Origin of the sequence: Streptomyces longisporoflavus, from assembly GCF_014649775.1 — a bacterium.
Classification (GTDB): domain Bacteria; phylum Actinomycetota; class Actinomycetes; order Streptomycetales; family Streptomycetaceae; genus Streptomyces; species Streptomyces longisporoflavus.
In genome coordinates, this window is the sequence record NZ_BMTR01000010.1 from 1 (window position 1) to 18726 (window position 18726).

12 protein-coding genes, 2 tRNA genes and 1 riboswitch are annotated in these 18726 nt (G+C 71.8%); of the genes, 5 read left to right on the top strand and 9 right to left on the bottom strand.

Annotated elements, in window-relative coordinates; all coding sequences use genetic code 11:
• Window positions 1-63: 63 nt before the first annotated feature.
• Complete coding sequence (locus IE226_RS20780; protein WP_190082819.1) at window positions 64-2166, bottom strand: asparagine synthase-related protein; 2103 nt, start codon at window positions 2164-2166, stop codon at window positions 64-66.
• 699 nt (window positions 2167-2865) lie between these two features.
• On the opposite strand from IE226_RS20780, the gene IE226_RS20785 reads away from it, so the two are divergent.
• The 4 genes from IE226_RS20785 (at window position 2866) to IE226_RS20800 (ending at window position 8078) form a co-directional block, all read left to right on the top strand.
• Window positions 2866-4332 (top strand): NsdA family TPR-like regulatory protein, encoded by a 1467-nt coding sequence (locus tag IE226_RS20785; RefSeq protein ID WP_190082820.1) that lies wholly within the window; start codon window positions 2866-2868, stop codon window positions 4330-4332.
• A gap of 123 nt (window positions 4333-4455) precedes the next feature.
• Window positions 4456-5658: an L-2-hydroxyglutarate dehydrogenase gene (lhgD, locus tag IE226_RS20790; protein ID WP_190082821.1), complete on the top strand. Its 1203-nt coding sequence runs from the start codon at window positions 4456-4458 to the stop codon at window positions 5656-5658.
• 172 nt (window positions 5659-5830) lie between these two features.
• On the top strand, window positions 5831-6631 hold the full coding sequence (trmB, locus tag IE226_RS20795; protein WP_190082822.1) for a tRNA (guanosine(46)-N7)-methyltransferase TrmB: 801 nt from the start codon (window positions 5831-5833) through the stop codon (window positions 6629-6631).
• A gap of 64 nt (window positions 6632-6695) precedes the next feature.
• On the top strand, window positions 6696-8078 hold the full coding sequence (locus tag IE226_RS20800; RefSeq protein ID WP_190082823.1) for a PrsW family intramembrane metalloprotease: 1383 nt from the start codon (window positions 6696-6698) through the stop codon (window positions 8076-8078).
• Between the two features lie 31 nt (window positions 8079-8109).
• Here the strand turns inward: IE226_RS20800 and IE226_RS20805 are convergent, their stop codons facing one another.
• The 5 genes from IE226_RS20805 to IE226_RS20825 form a co-directional block, all read right to left on the bottom strand.
• Window positions 8110-9054, bottom strand: a complete 945-nt coding sequence (locus IE226_RS20805; RefSeq protein WP_190082824.1) for an aldo/keto reductase — start codon at window positions 9052-9054, stop codon at window positions 8110-8112.
• A gap of 136 nt (window positions 9055-9190) precedes the next feature.
• Window positions 9191-10282 carry a M23 family metallopeptidase gene (locus IE226_RS20810; protein WP_190082825.1) on the bottom strand — a complete coding sequence of 364 codons (1092 nt, stop codon included), beginning with the start codon at window positions 10280-10282 and terminating at the stop codon, window positions 9191-9193.
• 11 nt (window positions 10283-10293) lie between these two features.
• Window positions 10294-10440: riboswitch (cyclic di-AMP (ydaO/yuaA leader) on the bottom strand.
• 270 nt (window positions 10441-10710) lie between these two features.
• Window positions 10711-11859, bottom strand: a complete 1149-nt coding sequence (locus IE226_RS20815; protein ID WP_190082826.1) for a PP2C family protein-serine/threonine phosphatase — start codon at window positions 11857-11859, stop codon at window positions 10711-10713.
• Window positions 11860-12158: 299 nt separating this feature from the next.
• Window positions 12159-12232 (bottom strand) — tRNA-Met (locus tag IE226_RS20820).
• A 77-nt stretch (window positions 12233-12309) separates the two neighbouring features.
• A complete protein-coding gene (locus tag IE226_RS20825) occupies window positions 12310-12768 on the bottom strand; it encodes an alginate lyase family protein (RefSeq protein ID WP_229871369.1) in 459 nt (152 codons plus the stop codon).
• A 284-nt stretch (window positions 12769-13052) separates the two neighbouring features.
• On the opposite strand from IE226_RS20825, the gene IE226_RS20830 reads away from it, so the two are divergent.
• The gene (locus IE226_RS20830; RefSeq protein WP_190082827.1) at window positions 13053-13829 is read left to right on the top strand and encodes a TetR/AcrR family transcriptional regulator; all 777 of its coding nucleotides are present in this window, start codon (window positions 13053-13055) and stop codon (window positions 13827-13829) included.
• Between the two features lie 41 nt (window positions 13830-13870).
• On the opposite strand, the gene IE226_RS20835 is transcribed toward IE226_RS20830, so the two are convergent.
• The 3 genes from IE226_RS20835 to IE226_RS20845 form a co-directional block, all read right to left on the bottom strand.
• Window positions 13871-13946, bottom strand: a tRNA-Lys gene (locus tag IE226_RS20835).
• A 133-nt stretch (window positions 13947-14079) separates the two neighbouring features.
• The gene (locus IE226_RS20840; protein WP_190082828.1) at window positions 14080-16179 is read right to left on the bottom strand and encodes a LamG domain-containing protein; all 2100 of its coding nucleotides are present in this window, start codon (window positions 16177-16179) and stop codon (window positions 14080-14082) included.
• Window positions 16180-16368: 189 nt separating this feature from the next.
• Window positions 16369-18651 (bottom strand): DEAD/DEAH box helicase, encoded by a 2283-nt coding sequence (locus IE226_RS20845; protein WP_190082829.1) that lies wholly within the window; start codon window positions 18649-18651, stop codon window positions 16369-16371.
• Window positions 18652-18726: the final 75 nt, after the last annotated feature.

Sequence of the window (18726 nt, forward strand, 5' to 3'; positions counted from 1 at the left end):
GCAAGGCCAAATCATCCCAACCCCGACAGGGGCGCCTTGACGAAGGACATAGAGGCACCCCCCCTACCGCCCCGCCCCCAACGCCCCCCTCTGCGGCACGACGCTCCCCGTAGGGACGGCGCGCTGGCGGGCAGGGGTGCCGGTCCAGCAGGTGCCTCTGCGGGACAGCAGGCGGCGTAGCCACAGCTCCGTGGAGACCAGGTCCGCCAGGCCGTCCAGGGGCAGGGGCTCGCCCTCCGAGGCCGCGCGCAGCGCCTTGCGGACCACGCGCGCCTCCACCAGGCCCGCCTGCGCGAGCAAGGGCGTGTCGAAGAGGGACAGCAGGTCGTCGAGGGAGACCCGCAGACCGGTGCGGGCGGCGGCGGCGGACGACGCGTGCGACGGGGCGCCCCAGCCGGGCGGCAGTTCGGCCACGCCGGCGCCCTCCAGGACCGTACGCAGGATCGCCGCGCGGGCTCCCGGCTGGACGCGCATGGCCACGGGGAGCGCACGGCAGGCCCGGACCACCTGGTTGTCTAGGAACGGCGCGTGCAGGCGCTGGAAGCGGACCTCGGCGGCCTGTTCGAGGACGCGCAGGTCGGCGGCGTGCCGGGCGAGCGCCGCGCGGGCGCGGAACTCTCCGGGGCGCTGGCCGGGTCCGGCGCCGGGCCGGCCGGTCGTGTCATGGAGGCGAACCGATACTTCTGCCAGCGCCTCGCCCGTCAGCCAGCGGGCGGCCGGCCCCGGCCGCGCCCACGCCAGGGCGGCCATCGACGCGCCCACCGCCCCGCCGGGCTCGTCGAAGCGCCGCTGGAGAAGACGGTCGGCGAGCGAATCGACGCCCGCGCGGTAGGACATCCGGGAGAGCTTGCGCGCGGCGCCGTACACGCGCGCGGGAACCATGACGGAGCCCGCGGCGGAGCCGTCCGCCTTCGCCAAGGCCGCCACGGGGCGCACCAGATGGCGCCGTCTGCGGTCCATCAGGAGGTCGGCGAGGCGGGCCGGATGCGCGTCGAGGACCTGCCGCGCGCCGTACCCCGTGAAGTGGTCCGCGCTCCCCGAGGAGAGCCGCGCACGGTGGCGCTGGGCCGTGACGAGGGTGGCGCTCGGCTCGTCCGTCAGAGGGCCGTCCAAGTCCGCGTACGGGAGGGCTTCTTCGCCCGCGGCGACCACCACGTGGTGCAGACGGGGGTTTGCCGCGATGGCGCCCGCCCGTTCGAGCTCGGCCTCGCGGCCGTTGATCGCGAGGTCGTTGAAGGTGACGGCGAGGAGCCGCTCCCCCGCGCCCGTGCCGTGGCCGAGGACCGTACCGGGCATCCCCGGAAGGCCCGCCGCGAGCAGCGCGAGGGTGCCGGACGCGGGCCCTCCGGAGAGGTCGGCGCCGATGCCGGGCACCGGCATCCCGCGTGCCGCGCGCCGCTCGGCGGGGCCCATGCCGGGCACGGGGCCGGGGTCGACGCCGGTCGCTCCGGGGACGTGCCGCGGGGCGCCGAGCCGGGTGCGTACCGCCTCCACGAGGGCGTCCCGGACGCCGTCCACGGCGGTGGTCGCGTCGGCGGCGGGCGCGGCGACCGCGAGGGACGCCACGTGTTCGTACCCCGCGATCTCCCGTGCGCCCGCGCGCAGGATCAGCGCATGCCCCGGTGGCACGCGCCGCACGCCCTGGTAGGGCGTCGAGTCGTGCAGCGCCTCCGGCACGTCGGGAGCGGCGAGCAGCGCCGCGAGGTGGCCGATGTCGAGGTGGGCCTCGATGAGGTCGGCAAGGGGCAGCGCGGCGGTCGCGAAGGCCGTGCCGTCGGCCCAGGGGGTGTAGAAGACCGGGCGCGCGCCCGCCAGGTCGCCGGCGATCATGACGCGGCGCCCGACCTGGACGACCGCGGTATAGCTGCCGGGCCATGCGGTCAGGTGCCGCAACGCGCCCCCGCGTGCCGCGAACAGGCCGACCCGCAGCTCCTCGTCGCTCGCGCCGCAGGTGCCGAGGACCGCGATGCGCGTCTGCTCGTCGGCCTTCACCGTCCGCACCTCGTCGGCGCGCCAGTCGCCGACGGCCCAGAGCGGATCGGGGTCCCCCCACAGGAGTTGGGAGCCCACGGGGTGCACGGTCTCGCCGTTCTCACCGGTGGCTCCGGCCGAGCCCACCACCGAAGCCCTCGCGGCAGTGCTGCTCCACCCCACCAACCACCGCATGTTGCCTCCACAGGCCGTGGACAACCAGTGCATCGAAGAACTGGGGTCCCATGCTGCCACGAAGGAGGCGTGCGGGAGTGGCTACGGAGGTGCTCACACTCCCCTTAATGTGTCGCCGGGGAGCGGTACTTGAAGGGCGCGACCACGCCCTTTTGCTTGACCGGGGCTGCTCCGCCCCGCCTTCCGGGACGGCGATTTTCGGCCAAATCAGCGGATGGTGCTCGCGTGCCGGAACCGTAACCGGCAACACACAGTCCGGGAGGCGTTGCCCGCCCCCCGGACTGGTCCGCCGCCCGCGGGGATGGAGGCGGCGGCGTCCCCCAGCCCGCTGACTCCAGCGCAGCGGGCCGACCCACGCACCATCTATGGAAGCGCTCCCCTTATGGCCGGTGAAGAGCGCACATGCGGGCGCACGGCCACACACCGGGAGCACACCCCGGCACTCCCGTACTTCCCTACCGGCAACAATCTCGCCATACGGAACTACGCCTCTTAACGCTTGGGATTCGGCGAACTACGCTGTGTGTGCTGATGTTTTCGCGGAGGCATATACCTGGGGGCTCGGCCAAATGCTCTTGCGGCCGATGGCCCCGGGCCACGGCGGTCGTTGTCGCGGACGCCGCTGTCCCTGGGGGAACGCAGCACGAATGCCGCGCGGTCAAGCCACTGCACGGCAGCCGTCTGTGTCGAGGGGTGGCCATGTCCAGGGAGCAACGCGGGCCGAACGAAAAGCTCGGCACCGTTCTCGCCCTCGCGGGAATCAGCAACGCCGGACTCGCGCGCAGGGTCAACGACCTCGGCGCCCAACGCGGGTTGACCCTTCGGTACGACAAGACGTCCGTGGCCCGGTGGGTGTCCAAGGGCATGGTGCCGCAGGGCGCCGCCCCGCACCTCATCGCCGCGGCCATCGGGCAGAAGCTCGGCCGTCCCGTCCCGCTGCACGAGATCGGGCTCGCCGACGCCGATCCTGCGCCCGAGGTGGGCCTGGCCTTCCCGCGCGACGTGGGCGCCGCGGTCAAGTCGGCGACCGAGCTCTACCGCCTCGACCTGGCGGGCAGGCGCGCGGGCAGCGGCGGCATCTGGCAGTCCCTCGCCGGCTCCTTCGCCGTGAGCGCGTACGCCACCCCGGCATCGCGCTGGCTGATAACTCCGGCCGACAGCTCGGTCGCCCGTGACGCCACGGCGGACGAGCCGCGCGAGCTGGTCCACCCCGCCGAAGGCGCCGACGGCGCGAACAGCGGCCAGCCGCTCAAGGTCGGCCACAGCGACGTGGTGAAGCTGCGGGAGGCCGCCGAGGACGCCAGGCGCTGGGACTCCAAGTACGGCGGCGGCGACTGGCGCTCGTCGATGGTCCCGGAGTGCCTGCGGGTCGAGGCGGCGCCCCTGCTGCTCGGCTCGTACTCCGACGAGGTGGGCCGCTCGCTCTTCGGGGCATCCGCCGAGCTGACGCGCCTGGCCGGCTGGATGGCCTTCGACACCGGCCAGCAGGAGGCCGCCCAGCGCTACTACATCCAGGCCCTGCGCCTGGCCCGCGCGGCGGCCGACGTGCCCTTAGGGGGGTACGTCCTCGCCTCCATGTCCCTCCAGGCGACCTACCGCGGCTTCGGCGACGAGGGCGTCGACCTCGCGCAGGCGGCCCTGGAGCGCAACCGCGGCCTGGCCACGGCACGCACGATGAGCTTCTTCCGCCTCGTCGAGGCACGCGCGCACGCGCGCGCCAACGACGCGCAGGCGGCCGGCGCGGCCCTCCGGGCGGCCGAGGGCTGGCTGGAGCGGGCGCGGGACGGCGACAACGACCCCTCGTGGCTCGGCTTCTACGGATACGACCGCTTCGCGGCGGACGCCGCCGAGTGCTATCGCGACCTGAAGGCGCCCCGCCAGGTGCGGCGCTTCACGGAGCAGGCGCTCTCACGGCCGACGGAGGAGTTCGTGCGCTCGCACGGTCTGCGGCTCGTGGTGTCGGCGGTCGCCGAGCTGGAGTCGGGGAATCTCGACGCGGCCTGCGAGCAGGGCACGCGGGCCCTTGAGGTGGCGGGGCGCATCTCGTCCGCGCGGACCACGGAGTACGTGAAGGACTTGCTGCACCGCCTGGAGCCGTACGGCGACGAGCCCAGGGTGGTGGAGCTGCGGGAGCGGGCACGGCCGCTGCTGATGGCGCCCGCGTAATTAGTCCTCGTGCACCGCCGGGACGGCGACAGCTCTTACGCCCCTTGTAACCCCGTGGTCCTCGCCGGGTTTGGAGGCGTTGTCAGTGGCGCAGTGCACTATCGGTGTGGGAGGTGATGCGGGATGGTCCGAGCGGTCACGTACGACTGCGATGTGCTGGTGATCGGCGGCGGGATCGTCGGTCTCTCGACGGCGTACGCCATCACGCGCGCCGCGCCGGGGACGCGGGTCACCGTCCTGGAGAAGGAGCCGGGCCCCGCCCGGCACCAGACGGGACGCAACAGCGGAGTGATCCACAGCGGGATCTACTACCGCCCGGGCTCCCTCAAGGCGCGGTACGCGGTGCGGGGCGCCGCCGAGATGGTCAAGTTCTGCGCGGAGTACGGCATCGCGCACGAGGTCACCGGCAAGCTGATCGTCGCCACGGAGCGCGCCGAGCTGACCCGCCTGCACGCCCTCGTCCAGCGCGGCCGGGAGAACGGCATCCCGGTGCGGGAGCTGGGCCCCGCCCAGATCGCGGAGTACGAACCCGAGGTCCGGGGCCTCGCCGCGATCCAGGTCGGGACGACCGGCATATGTGACTACGGCTCGGTGGCGGGGCGGCTCGCGGACGCTTCGGGGGCAGAGGTCCGTTACGGGTCGGAGGTCGTCCGCATCGACCGACGCGCGGCGCTCGGGGTGGCCGTTCGTACGGCCGACGGTTCGGTGGTGCGGGGGAAGGTCCTGGTCAACTGCGCCGGACTGCACTGCGACCGGGTCGCGATGCTGGCCGGTGACGACCCCGGTATGCGGATCGTGCCCTTCCGGGGCGAGTACTTCGATCTGACGCGGCCCGACCTGGTGCGGGGCCTGGTGTATCCGGTGCCGGACCCGGCTTTCCCCTTTCTGGGGGTGCATCTGACGCGGGGCATCGGTGGCGGGGTCCACGTGGGGCCCAACGCGGTGCCGGCGCTGGCCCGTGAGGGGTACGGCTGGGATGTCGTGCGGCCCCGCGAGCTGGCGGGCACGGTGAGCTGGCCGGGCGCCTGGCGGATGGCCGGGCGGCACTGGCGGTACGGGGCGGGGGAGGTCCGGCGCTCCTTCTCCAAGAGCGCCTTCACCACCGCGGTGCGCAGGCTGCTGCCCGCGGTGACCTCGGATGATCTGGTGCCGGCGGCTGCGGGGGTGCGGGCGCAGGCCGTTCTGCGGGACGGGACGCTGGTGGACGACTTCCTCATCCGGGAGGGGGCGCGGGCGGTGCACGTCCTCAATGCGCCCTCGCCCGCGGCTACGGCTTCTCTCCCCATCGGCAGGGCTGTGGCTCGGCGGGTGCTGGCGCTGCTGTAGGGGCGGTCCCTGCGGGGCGATCCCCGGCCTCAAAACGCCGGCCGGGCTATACCCGGCCCGTCCGGTGATTGAGGACGAACTCGGCGAAGCCGGTGATCAGCGCCGGCCAAGGCCCCCGGGCCAGAGCGGGTTTTCGGGAAGGGGCGGGGTTGGGGACTAAAATTCCCCCACTGTGTCTGAGCCGAACGCCGCCCCCGAGCGCCCCCACGCCCCCCGCCCGAAGAGCGAGCCCCGTTTCCCCGACGGCCCCTCGCCCGACCCGGCCGGGTCGCACTTCGAGCGGCGGATCCGCAGCTTCCAGCCCCGCAGGAGCCGCGTCACCACAAGCCAGGCGGACGCGCTCCAGCGGCTCTGGCCCAAGTGGGGCCTGGACATCGACGGCAAGCGCGTACTCGACCTGGCCGAGATGTTCCGCACCGGACAAGGCGAGCGTCCCGTCGTACTGGAGATCGGCTTCGGCATGGGCGAGGCCACCGCGCAGATGGCCGCCGACGATCCGGACACCGGCATCCTGGCGGTGGACGTACACACCCCGGGCCAGGGAAACCTCCTCGGCCTCGCCGAGCGCAACGGCCTCGACAACATCCGCGTGGCGAACGGCGACGCCGTCATCCTGCTCCGCGAAATGCTCCCGCCCGCCTCCCTCGACGGCCTCCGCGTCTACTTCCCCGACCCCTGGCCCAAGGCCCGCCACCACAAGCGCCGCATCATCCAGCCCGACTTCCTCGACCTGGTGGCGCCCCGCCTCAAGGCCGGCGCCCTGCTGCACTGCGCGACCGACTGGGAGCCGTACGCCGAGCAGATGCTTGAGGTGCTCACCGCGCACCCCGCCTTCGAGAACACGCAGGCCGACGGCGGATACGCGCCCCGCCCCTCCTTCCGCCCCCTCACCCGCTTCGAGGGCCAGGGCCTGGACAAGGGGCACGTGGTCAACGACCTGCTGTTCCGCCGCACACCCGGCCAAGAGGGCTGAGATACCGGCCACGGGACCTGAGACACCGTCGCGGCCCACCCCTGTCCCTCGTTAGGGTCAACGCGTGGCCACCCGTTCTCCGTACCCGCATCCCATGCCCCCCGACGGGCCCGCCGGGCTGCGGCACGCGCGCTGGTGGCAGCGGCGGGCGATACGCGCAGCCGCCCTGGTCACGCTGCTCGCCCTGTCCGGCCTGGTGATCCTGGCCCTGGTCCGGGAGCAGACCGGTACCGAAGGCTTCCTCGTCGGGCTCGGCCTCGCGACCCTGCCCGTGCCGCTCCTGGTGGCCGCCTTCCGCTGGCTGCAACGGGTCCAGCCGGGCCCCTGGCGGAATCTGATCTTCGCCTTCGCCTGGGGCGCCTGCGCCGCCGCCCTCATAGCCATCGTCGCGAACAGCTTCGCGACCCGCTGGATAGCCACCGCCACCGCCGACCCCACCAGCGCCGACACCCTCGGCGCGACGGTCATAGCGCCGATCGTCGAGGAGAGCGCCAAAGCCGCGGCCGTGCTGCTCGTCTTCCTCTTCCGCAGACGCGAGTTCACCGGCGTCCTCGACGGCGTGGTGATCGCCGGAGTGACCGCCACCGGCTTCGCGTTCACCGAGAACATCCTCTATCTCGGCAGCGCCTTCGGCACCGACCAGCTCAACGGCGGTACGGGGCTCGCGTCCGTGACGGCCGCGACCTTCTTCGTGCGCGTCGTGATGTCGCCCTTCGCGCACCCCCTCTTCACCGTGCTCACCGGCATCGGCTTCGGCATCGCCGCGATCGGCGCCGACCGGCAGACCTTGCGCCGCGTCCTGCTGCCGCTCCTCGGGCTCCTCCTGGCGATGGGCCTGCACGCCCTGTGGAACGGCTCTGCGAGCTTCGGGGACTACGGCTTCTTCGCCGTGTACGCGGCCTTCATGCTGCCCGCGTTCGGCCTGCTCACCTGGCTGGTGATCTGGATCAGGCAGCGGGGCCTGCGCATCGTGCGGGCCGAACTGCCCGCGTACGTCCTCGCGGGCTGGCTCACCGCGCCCGAGCCGTACGCCCTCGGCACCATGCGCGCCCGCACCCTGGCCCGCGACTACGCCTCGTACACGCAGGGCAAGGCCGCGGCACGCGCGGTCGCGGAGTACGAGGCGTACGCGACCTCTCTCGCGCTCCTGCGGCACCGGGGGCGCAAGGGGCGCGCGGGCGCCGATTTCGTCGTACGGGAGCGGGAGTTGCTGAACGCGCTGTGGGAGCGCCGCGAGGCGGCACGGCCCGCCCTGGCCTACGCGGCACGCGCGACGGCACCGGTGCTGGTACCGATGCCGCCGCCGTACGGATATCAGCAGCCGTACGGGTACCAGCAGTCGTACGGGCACCAACAGCCCTATCCACAGCAGCAGCCCCACCTGTACGGATATCCGTACGCGCGACCGGCGATGCCCTACCCCGCGTACAACCCCTACCGCGGCTAGCGGCAAGCAGCGAGCAGCGAGCGGTAAACGGCTAGGCGGAAGCCTCGGTGAGCGCCGACACCTCGGCCTCCGTCAGCTCCAGGTCCCCCACCGCCAGCAGCGCGGGCAGCTGCTCGACCGTACGGGCCGACGCGATCGGCGCCGCCACCGTCGGCTGCGCCGCGAGCCACGCCAGGGCCACGGTCGCGTGCTCGGCGCCACGGTCCTTGGCGATCGCGTCGAGCGCGGCGAGCACGCGCCGGCCGCGCTCGGTCTCCAGGTGCTTGCCCGCGCCCGCGGCCCGCGCGCTGTCGACCTGCGCGCCCGGCCGGTACTTGCCGGTCAGGAAGCCGGAGGCGAGTGCGTAGTACGGGACGGCGGCGAGCCCCGCGCGTGAGGCGACCTCCTGCAGCGAGCCCTCGTAGGTGTCGCGCGAGACGAGGTTGTAGTGCGGCTGGAGCGCGACGTAGCGCGCGAGGCCCTCGCGGTCGGAGAAGTCGAGGAACTCCTGGAGCCGCTCGGGGGATACGTTCGACGCGGCGATGGCGCGCACCTTGCCGGACGTCACCAGGTCGTCGAGCGCGCCGATGATCTCCTCGACGGAGACGGACGGGTCGTCGTAGTGCGTGTAGTAGAGGTCGATGTAGTCGGTGCGCAGACGGCGCAGCGACTCCTCGGCACCGGCCTTGATGGCGTTCGGGGACAGGCCCTTGTACTGGGGGTGGGCGCCGACCTTGGTGGCGAGCACGACGTCGGAACGGTTGCCGCGTGCCGCGAGCCAGTTGCCGATGACGGTCTCGGACTCGCCGCCCTTGTTGCCGTCCGCCCAGGCCGAGTAGACGTCGGCGGTGTCGATGAAGTTGCCGCCGGCCGCGGTGTAGGCGTCGAGCACCGAGAAGGACTGGGCTTCGTCGGCCGTCCAGCCGAAGACGTTGCCGCCGAGGGCGAGCGGGAAGACCTCGAGGTCGGACGAGCCGAGCTTGCGGAGAGAAGTCATATGGGGCTCAACGCCCATAAGGATCACCGAATTCCGCGGCACCGGCGCGTAGCACCCGGATGGCGGCGGGCACGGCGAACCGGCAGCCCTGACGTCGGGGGGTTGTCGCCAGGACCGCCGGGGTTTCGGGATTGCCTCAGATCGACTGGCCCTTGCCGCGCAGCCACGCCGCCGGGTCGACACCGGTGGAGTCGCCGCCCGGGTGGACCTCCAGGTGGAGGTGGGCGCCGGTGACGTTGCCGGTCGCGCCGACGCGGCCGATGGTCTCGCCGGTGGTGACCTTCTGGCCGGCGCTGACGTTCATCGAGGACTGGTGGCAGAACCAGAGCTCGGTGCCGTCGTCGAGTTCGAGGACCGTGCGGTAGCCGTACGCCCCCGCCCAGCCGGCCTCCTTGATGGTGCCGGAGTGGATGGCCTTGATGGGCGTACCGGTCGGAGCCGCGAAGTCCAGGCCGGTGTGGTAGCCGGAGGACCACATGGAGCCGGGCTGACCGAAGGTGCCGGTGAGCGTGTACGAGGCGACGGGGAGGGTGTAGCTCTTCGCGAGCTTGGCCAGGCGCTCCGCCTCGGCCTTCTTCTTGGCCTCCGCCTCGGCCTTCTTCTTCGCGGCGGCCTTCTCGGCGGCGATCTTCTTCTCGGCCGCGGACTGCTCGGCGGCGGCCTGTTCGGCGGCCTGCTTGACGGCGGCTTCCTCGGCGGCCTTCTGGACCGCGTCGTCCGCCTGGTCCTGCTGGTTCTCCGCCTGCTCCATGATGCGCGCCCGCAGCGCCTCGCCCGCGTCCGTGGTGCCCTGCTCCGCGTCGGCGGTGCTGAGTCCCGCGGTGCTGAGCGGCGCGGCGGCAACCGTCACGCCGTTGCCCGCGGCGGCGGAGTCGGAGGATTCGTCGGAGCCGGATATCAGGGAGCCCACGCCGGGCAGCGATTCGGCCTCCGGCAGCGAGTCCGTGACGGCCGACATGTCCGGCATCTCGATGGAGACCGGGGGCTTGCCGCCCTGCGCGGTGGCTATGCCGCCCGCGCCGACGGCGGCGATGACGCCTACGCCGAGGACCGTGGAGCTGCGGGCGAGCCCGCCACCACCCCGCTTGTGGACGCGGTGCCTGCCGCGGACGGGACGGATGGACTCCTCGGTGGGGTTCCATTCCTCCCAGGAATTTTCGTCATACCCACCGAAATCGTCGTCATTCGGTACGTACGCGCCTTGGGGGGCAGGGCGGTTGGACGCCACGGGGGCGCACTCCTTTCCTTCCTTCTCGCCTACCGGGTTAGCTGACGGGTTCGGAGCAGGAAGGTCTCCTACGAACACCCGGCACGAATGCACAGATGCCCGATTCACCCCAATTAGTGGTTCCCCGGCTCCCTTTCGGGATTAGGCGCGTGCGCGCGGAGCCGCCTCGAGTGACGGCTGGGACGACCGCGCTGCGTTATCGAACGTTAATAGACAGCAGGGTCGTATTCCAAGCTGTTCCGACTGATCGTTAACGCTCGCGGCGTGTACTTATCGGGACACGAGGGTTCGGAACGGGGCGAGTTGACGCCACTTCTTCACACACCGGAGCTTCACATCTCCTTGACAGTACGTCAGTTGTTATGCGGAGTGGTGTCCTTCAGTCACGTCCGGTGACATCGATCTTTGCTGCCCCGCGTCGAGCTCCGTCAGCCGCCGTAGGGCCTCGGTGCCGAAGGCCGCCGTACCGCGAGCAGCGCCATGTCGTCGGTCGTGCCGCCCCCGGTGTGCCGCCACACTTCCTCGGTGAGCGTGGACAGGAGCGCGTCCGGGCCGTCGGGGCCGGGGAAGATGCGGCCGCCGAGCCGGGCCGCCGGATCGTAGAACTCGCCCCGCCGGTCGCGCGCTTCGGAGAGCCCGTCGGTGTAGAGCAGCAGCGTCGCCCCCGGCGGGAACTCCGTTTCGTCCGCCCGGTCCGGCCAGGCCCCCAGGTCGCCCATCCCGAGCGGCAGTGCGGGCTCGGTCGCGGACAGGACGCACAGCCGTCCGTCACCGCGCAGGAGCAGCGGGCCGGGGTGTCCGCGATTGATGAGGCGTACGCGGCCTCCGCCGTGCGGGATCTCCGCGAGGACGGCGGTGGTGAACCCCTCGAAGGCGTCGAGGCCGTCGCGCCGCATGCCCTCCCGCGCGAGCGCCCGTTCGAGGCGCTGCGCCACCGCCTCCAGCGTGGCCTCCTGCTCTGCGGCCTCCCGGAAGGCCCCGATGACGACGGCGACGGCCGCCACCGCGCCCATGCCCTTGCCCCGTACGTCGCCGACGATGACGCGTACGCCGTGCGAGGTGTCCTGCACGGCGTACAGATCGCCCCCGATGAACGCGTCGGCCTCCGCGGCCTCGTACCGCGCCGCGACGTCGAGCCCGCCGATCCGGGGGTCCGGCTGCGGCAGTACGGCGCGCTGGGCCGCCTCGGCGATGGAGCGCGCGGAGGCGAGCTGTTCGTCGCTGCGGCACACCACGCGGTTGATCAGGACGGCGAGCACGGACACGGTGAGGACCGTGAGCAGTTCGGTGACGGCTTCGACGTCGGTGGTGGTGCTGGTCTTGTAGTGCAGTACGAGGACGGTGGCGCAGGAGATCAGGCCGACCAGGGCCGTACCGAGCAGCGAGTAGAACGGGGCGGCGATGAGCGGGGCCGCGGTGAAGAGGGGCGCCGCCGTGAACGCGGCCGGGGTCGCGACGTCGTAGACGACCCCGGCGACGACGAGCAGCAGCGGAAGGGCGCGCACGAACGTCCGCTCATGCCTGACGACGGGCCCCGTGCCGGAGCCCGACCGGGGTCGCCCCTGGCCGGAACCCATGCGCGGCCCCCTGCCGGGAACTCGGCGCACGGATCTGCCCGCGCCCCCGCCGTCGCCGCTTCCTCCTCGCTGCCCCACCGGTCTCTCCCGCCGAGTTCCGCGGCCAGGACCAGATCCATGACCACGCTCGTCCAGGGTTCCCGGAGCGGCGGCGGCGGGCGACCGGTGTGGGCCGACCGGGTGGCGCCTGCGTCGCTTTCGGCACACGCGCGTCTATCACGAACGTATGCACGCACGTATGCATGCGAAAAACACCGGAGGCCCGGATCCATTACTGGATCCGGGCCTCCGGTTTTTAGTAGCGGGGACAGGATTTGAACCTGCGACCTCTGGGTTATGAGCCCAGCGAGCTACCGAGCTGCTCCACCCCGCGCCGTTGAATGCAACTCTACGCCATCAGGGGGAGTGAAAGCGAACCGGTTGATAACCCGGGGCGAACGGACCCGCCGCTCACGCGTTCTCGGTGGTTGAGGCCCACCTCGCTGTCGGGCCCCATGCCCCGCCGCACCTTGCGAGCGCGGCCAGCAACCGCTCCTTGACCTCGCCGTACAGGTCCACGCCCTGATGCCAGGCCGTCTCGGCGATGTGTGCGGTGGCGGCGAGGGAGTAGCCGGCGTGCTTGAAGTTCCGGCAGGTCTCCCGGGAGAGCCCGTCGGCGAAAGTCCGCTGCCCGAACCAGTACTTCCGGAGTTTCTCCGGGGTGTTGATGCCGCTGTTCGCGGGCGATGCGGGCAGCGGCCCGTCCGACTTCAGATAGAAGTAGGCCGGCACGCGGGTCCGGAAATGTGTGACGGCCTTCTCGAAGGACTCGTGGTCGTCGAGGAAGACCGCCATGTTGGCGGTCGCGTCGGCCATCAGGAGATCCCAGTTGCCGCTGAAGTCGGCCGCGGCGTACTTGCTGGCCCGCATCTGCTCGAACGCCGCGAGCCAGGGTTGTCTGCCCGGCGGGGCGGGCGTCCGCTGCCGGATCCGCCGCGGGCTGCCGAGACGCCGATCAGCAACGGCACGAGCACCATCACGAGAGCCCGTCGTACGGAACTCGTGCTGTACCTCCGGATCGGCCACGTTCGAGCGAGCAGCCGCACGCCGTACGCGACTACGTACGGTGTTCGCCCACGGGCTACTCTGACGAGTCTCGACGGGACCCGACGGGACCCGACGGAACCCGTAACTCGATCGATGGAGGGCGCCGTATGCCGGCGGACAACGCGGACGACAAGCAGGCCCTCTCGGTGTGGACCCGCCCCGAGCGACGGCGCCGGGAGCAGCCGGCGCTGAGCCGCGGACAGATCGTCGCCGAGGCCGTCCGGCTGCTCGACGCCGAGGGGATGGACGCCCTCAGCATGCGCAAGCTCGGCACCCGCCTCAACGCGGGCGCCACCTCGCTCTACACGCACGTGGCCAACAAGGACGAGCTGATCGAGCTGGTCGTGGACGCGGTCTACGGCGAGATGCGCGTCCCGGACCCCGCGGAGCTCGCGGCCTCCACCGACCCCGCCGGGTGGCGGACGGCCACGATCGCCTGCGCGGAGACCATCCGCTCGACGATCCTCGCCCATCCCTGGATCGTCTCCGTGCTCGGCGAGACGGGCGTGGCCCATCTCGGCCCGAACATGATGCGGCTCTCCGACGGCATGCTCGGCATGCTGGAAGCCGGCGGCTTCACCCTCGAAGAGGCCGACCGCGCGGTCACCACGCTGTTCTCGTACGTCATCGGCATGACGACCACCGAAGCGGCCTGGCTCACCTCGCTCGCCCGCAGCGGCAGGAGCGAGCAGGAGTGGGTGGAGCAACTGCGGCCCGCACTCGAAAAATCTGTCGAGGCCTACCCCCGGCTGCGCACTTTGTACGCCGCGCAGCGCGATACGCGGGCATCCGAAACCCGCGAGGACAACTTCACCTACGGCCTCAACCGCGTCCTGGACGGCCTCGCCCTGCGCAGGAAGAACGCCGCCACCGACCGGGGTTGACGCCACAGGCCCAGGTCAGAAGCTTCTGACCTGGGCCTGAGTGGTAGACCGTGTGGGACTCGAACCCACAACCAATGGATTAAAAGTCCACTGCTCTGCCAATTGAGCTAACGGTCCGTGCGGATGCACCCCCCGAGCATAGCCGGACAGGTCGCGTCGTCCGATCGGGTATCGCTTCCCGGGCCCGTCGCGCGTCCCGCGACGGGCCCGGGAGGGGCCCGGGAAGGGCCCGCTCGGGAGGCCCCACGGCTCAGTCCGTTGTGCCACCCGCGCGCAGTATCGTCACTTGCCGCTCACTGAGCGCTCCCGCGTACGCGTGTACTTCGTCGACGGCGCCGTGCAGATACTCGCCCCAGCCGTTCGTCGACGCAGCACGGCCGATGTGCAACCCGCCCGCGGCACGCCAGCTGTGACGGAACGGCGCCTTCACCGACAGCTGCCCGTTCACGTAGAGCAGGACTTCGTCGGCACCGGCGTCGTACACCACAGCCAGGTGGTGATCATCGCCGCTCGACGCCCAGTCGTTGTCCGCCGTCAGCTTCGTCGTTCCGGCTCCGGCCCGGTCCTCGTCGGCCAGGGTCAGCTCCCAGCTCTGCTGCTCCGGCGTATAGCGCAGCGTGGCAAGGCTGTTGTGCTCGCCCGGCAGCGACAGAACCGTCATCGTGCGCCCCTCCGCGGCCTGGTCCAACCGCACATGGGCCGCCAGCGAGAAGCTGTCACCGGTGTCGACGACAGGGCCGTCCGTCGCAGCGAAGTCCCCGTCGCCGTCGAGCTTCAGATGCCCCGCCCCCACCATCGGTATCTCGCCGGGTCCGCATGTCGGGTCCAAGGGGTCGCAGTCGCCGTCCTCGCGGTAGATCCGGGCGTCCCCGCCCAGCGTCATCGGCTGCCGGCCGTCGTGCTCCGGGCTTGCTCCCGCAGCCGCCTCGTCGAGCTGCCAGAACCCTTCCCGTACGGTCGCGCGCTTCCCGAGCTCCGCGGCCTCGGCCGGGACGATCACCCGGTCCCACACCTGTACGTCGGCGATCCGCCCGTCCCAGTGCCGGCCCTGGCCGTCGGCGCCGAGCGCCCGGCCTATCTGCAATCCGCCGGAACCGCCGGGAGCGGTGGCGCCCGTCGCCGTGTCGACGAGGCGCCCGTTCACATAGAGACGCGCCGTCCCCGCCACCGGGTCGTACACACCCGTCAGGTGCGCCCACTCCCCGCTCTCGGGCAGGCCGCCCTTCGCACGGACCCCGGTGCCACCGCCCGGCGCGAAGGACCAGGTCCCCTCGGCATCCGCTCCGAGGGCGAAGGCGGGCCGCTCGTCACCGTCCTGGCTGACCGCCGCCATGTCCCGGCCCGCCGCATCCGGGCGTACCCAGGCGCTGACCGCGAAGGCTCCCGTGGTGTCCAGGGCAGGAGTGCCCGACGTCAGATACGCGTCGGCCAAACCGTCCAGCTCCACCGCGGATTTCACGTCCGTACGGGACGGCCCGTCGGCGCCGAAGACCACGGACCCACCGGCTTCCGCAGGTTTGCCGCCCGCCGTGGCGTCGGCCCGGACAGAACCCGCCGGATCGGCGAGCTTCCAACGCGCGACAGGCGTACGGCCGCTGGCCACCCGGAACTGGTAACTGGTGGGTTCGCTCGCATTGCCCGCCCGGTCGATCGCCTGGACAGAGAGCCCGTGCACGCCGGACGACTCCGGCATCCAGCGCAGCTCGACCGGGTCTCCCGGTTCCTCCGGCTTCGCCGTCTGCTGCTTGCCGCCCATGAAGTTGTAGACGTACGCCACGGTGTCGTCCGACGAGGAGTCGACCGTGAACGTGCCGTACGAACCCACGCCGTCGTGCCATGACGTGGTGTCGTCCGGATACTCCGGCGAAGACACCGAAGGCTTCGCGGGCTGCTCCGTGTCGTACACGAACCCGCACTCGCCGCGGCCGCCGTCTGAGCTCCACGGCCCCCACGCCGTGCCGTCGAAGGCCCGCACGCGCCAGTCCACGTCGGTGAACGCGGGCACCTCCTCCGGGACGGTCCACCGCGCCTCGCTGCCGCTCCGGGCGGACGTCGTCCGTGCCGAGCGCACCTGTCTCTCCCCGGCCTCGTCCCGCCAGGAGACCTCGAACTCCGCGGAGACCGGCTGTGCGTCAGGGTCACGGAGCACGGCGTTCAGCTGCGGCCGGGTACGTACGTACGGTCTCTCTGTCCCGCTCGCGCATTCCTTGCCGCCAGTGGTGAGCTCGGACAGCTTCGGCTGGTCCGGCGGCCTGTTCCCGGCCGCGGCTGCCGCCCACGGCGTGACGACGACGGCCGATGACGCGAACACGACTGCCACTGCGCCGCGTACGAAGACATGACGATGCACGGGGTCCCCTCCCTCGGGTCCGGCTCCCCACCGGACCACCACCTCGATCAAGAGCTGAAGGTAACAGCACGTACTGACATCGACACGCCTCGCTCGCCCCTGCGGGCCGCGCGCGCGACGAAGGGCCCGCACGACGGTTACGTCATGCGGGCCCTTCATTCAGTTCAGCCGGTCAGGCCGGGGGCGATGTCAGCCGTTGCGCTTCCAGCGCGGCTTGTCGTCGCGGCGGCCGAAGGAGCCGGTGCCCGTGCCGGAGCGGTCGCGGTTGAACGCCGGGCGGTCGTGGCCGCCGGAGCGGGCGCCGCCTGCAGGGCGGTCGTCGCGGCGGTCACGGTTGAACGGACGGTCGCTGCCGCGGTGGCCGCCGGAGGGGCGGTCGTCGCGGCGGAAGCCGGAGCCACCGCGGTTGTCGTCACGGCGCTCGCCGCCGCGGAAGCCGCCCGAGGGACGGTCGTCACGGCGGAAGCCCGAGCCACCGCGGTTGTCGTCACGGCGGAAGCCACCGCCGCGGTTGTCGTCACGACGCTCGAAGGAACGGCCACCGCGGTCGTTGCCGCGGTCACGGTTGAAACCGCCGCCTTCGCGACGGTCGCCGCCACGGAAGCCACCGCCACGGTTGTCGTCACGACGCTCGAAAGAACGGCCGCCACGGTCGTTGCCGCGGTCACGGTTGAAACCGCCACGGTCGCCGCCTTCGCGACGGTCGCCGCCACGGAAGCCACCGCCACGGTTGTCGTCACGACGCTCGAAAGAACGGCCACCGCGGTCGTCACGGCGCTCACGCTCGTAGTTGCCGCGCTCGTCGCGCTGCGGACGGCTGTACGAGGAACGCTCCTCGCGGGCGGCGGGCTGCTCCGGAACGGAGACAGCGGCCTCGACGACGGCCTCGGCGGCGGCGGTGGCCTCGGCGACCGCGGTCTCCGGGTCCTCGCCACGCTCGCGGGCGGCGCGCGCGGTCAGGCGCGAGGCCTCCTCGCGCAGCTCCGTCGCGCGGCGCTGGGCGCGCTCCAGCTCCTTGGTGAGGTCCTTGACCTCACGCTCGGCCTGGGTCGCCGCGTTGCCCGCGGAGTCGGCCTGCACCTCGGTCATCGAGCGGGCGCCGGTGATCTCGGCGACCTCCGGGTCGAAGGTGCCGCCGCCGTTGATGATGTGGCGCGTGGCGTCGACGCCCGCGTCCTCCATCAGGCGGAAGATCTGGCGGCGCTGGTGCGGGAGCGAGAGCGAGACGACCGTGCCGCTGCGGCCGGCTCGGGCCGTACGACCCGAGCGGTGCAGGTAGTCCTTGTGGTCGCCGGCCGGGTCGACGTTCAGGACCAGGTCGATGCCGTCGACGTGGATGCCGCGCGCGGCGACGTCCGTGGCGACGAGGGCGTTGACGTAGCCCTTCTTGAAGTCCTCGAGGACGCGCGTACGGGCGCCCTGCGTCATGCCGCCGTGCAGCGCGTCGGCCTTCACGCCGGACTCGCAGAGCTGCTCGGCGATGCGGTCGGCGCCCAGCTGGGTGCGGACGAAGATGATCGTGCGGCCCTTGCGCGCGGCGATGGCGGCCGTGACGGGCGCCTTGTCGCGGGGCTTCACGATGAGGATGTGGTGCGTCATGGTCGTGACGTTGCCCTGGGCGCTGTCGACCTCGTGCGTCACCGGGTTGGTCAGGTAGCGCTTGACCAGCGTGGAGATCTCGTTCTCCATCGTGGCCGAGAACAGCATGCGCTGGCCGTCGGACGGGACCTGGTCGAGCAGCTCCGTGACCTCGGGCAGGAAGCCCAGGTCGGACATCTGGTCGGCCTCGTCGAGGACGGCGATCTGGGTGTTCTCCAGCGAGCAGGCTCCGCGGCTGATGATGTCGCGCAGACGGCCCGGAGTGGCGACGAGGATGTCGACGCCGCGCTCCAGGGCGTAGATCTGGTTGCCCATCGACGTACCGCCGCAGACGACCTTCATCTTCAGGCCGAGCACGTCGCCGTAGGGCTGGAGGGCGTCCGCGACCTGCATCGCGAGCTCACGGGTCGGGGTGAGGATGACGCCGCGGGGCTTCTTCTTCTCGGTGCGGCCGCTCTCGGCGAGGGTCGCCAGCATCGGCAGACCGAAGGAGAGCGTCTTGCCGGAGCCGGTGCGGCCACGGCCGAGGATGTCCTTGCCGGCCAGGGCGTCCGGAATGGTCGCGGCCTGGATCGGGAAGGGGTGGGTCACGCCGTTCTGGGCGAGCTTGCGGACGATGCCCTCGGGCAGACCGAGGTCGGCGAAGCTGGGGCCGGTCTTGGCCTCTTCGTCGGCAGCGTCAGCAGCGTCGGCAGCTTCGTCGGTCTTGGCCTCGGCGGCAGCCTCGGTCTCGACGACGACCTGCTCGGCGGCTTCCACGACGTCCGCGGCCTCGATGACCTCAACGGTCTCGACGGTCTCGACCGTCAGCTCGTCGGTGCCGGTCGTCTCGTTCTCGGGCAGGACGGCGTGGTCAGAATGAGAAATGGACATGCGAAATGCGAAACCTTCCGGAGTCTCGGCACGCGCCCGTCAACTCCGTGATTTCGCAATGGACCGCCTCTATGC

What these genes read in the sequence shown, in the direction of transcription:
- IE226_RS20815 (WP_190082826.1), bottom strand. Translation starts at nt 11,859, where the DNA reads ATGGGTTCCGGCCAGGGGCGACCCCGGTCGGGCTCCGGCACGGGGCCC.
- lhgD (WP_190082821.1), top strand. Translation starts at nt 4,456, where the DNA reads ATGGTCCGAGCGGTCACGTACGACTGCGATGTGCTGGTGATCGGCGGC.
- IE226_RS20845 (WP_190082829.1), bottom strand. Translation starts at nt 18,651, where the DNA reads ATGTCCATTTCTCATTCTGACCACGCCGTCCTGCCCGAGAACGAGACG.
- IE226_RS20785 (WP_190082820.1), top strand. Translation starts at nt 2,866, where the DNA reads ATGTCCAGGGAGCAACGCGGGCCGAACGAAAAGCTCGGCACCGTTCTC.
- IE226_RS20780 (WP_190082819.1), bottom strand. Translation starts at nt 2,166, where the DNA reads ATGCGGTGGTTGGTGGGGTGGAGCAGCACTGCCGCGAGGGCTTCGGTG.
- IE226_RS20825 (WP_229871369.1), bottom strand. Translation starts at nt 12,768, where the DNA reads ATGCGGGCCAGCAAGTACGCCGCGGCCGACTTCAGCGGCAACTGGGAT.
- IE226_RS20830 (WP_190082827.1), top strand. Translation starts at nt 13,053, where the DNA reads ATGCCGGCGGACAACGCGGACGACAAGCAGGCCCTCTCGGTGTGGACC.
- IE226_RS20805 (WP_190082824.1), bottom strand. Translation starts at nt 9,054, where the DNA reads ATGACTTCTCTCCGCAAGCTCGGCTCGTCCGACCTCGAGGTCTTCCCG.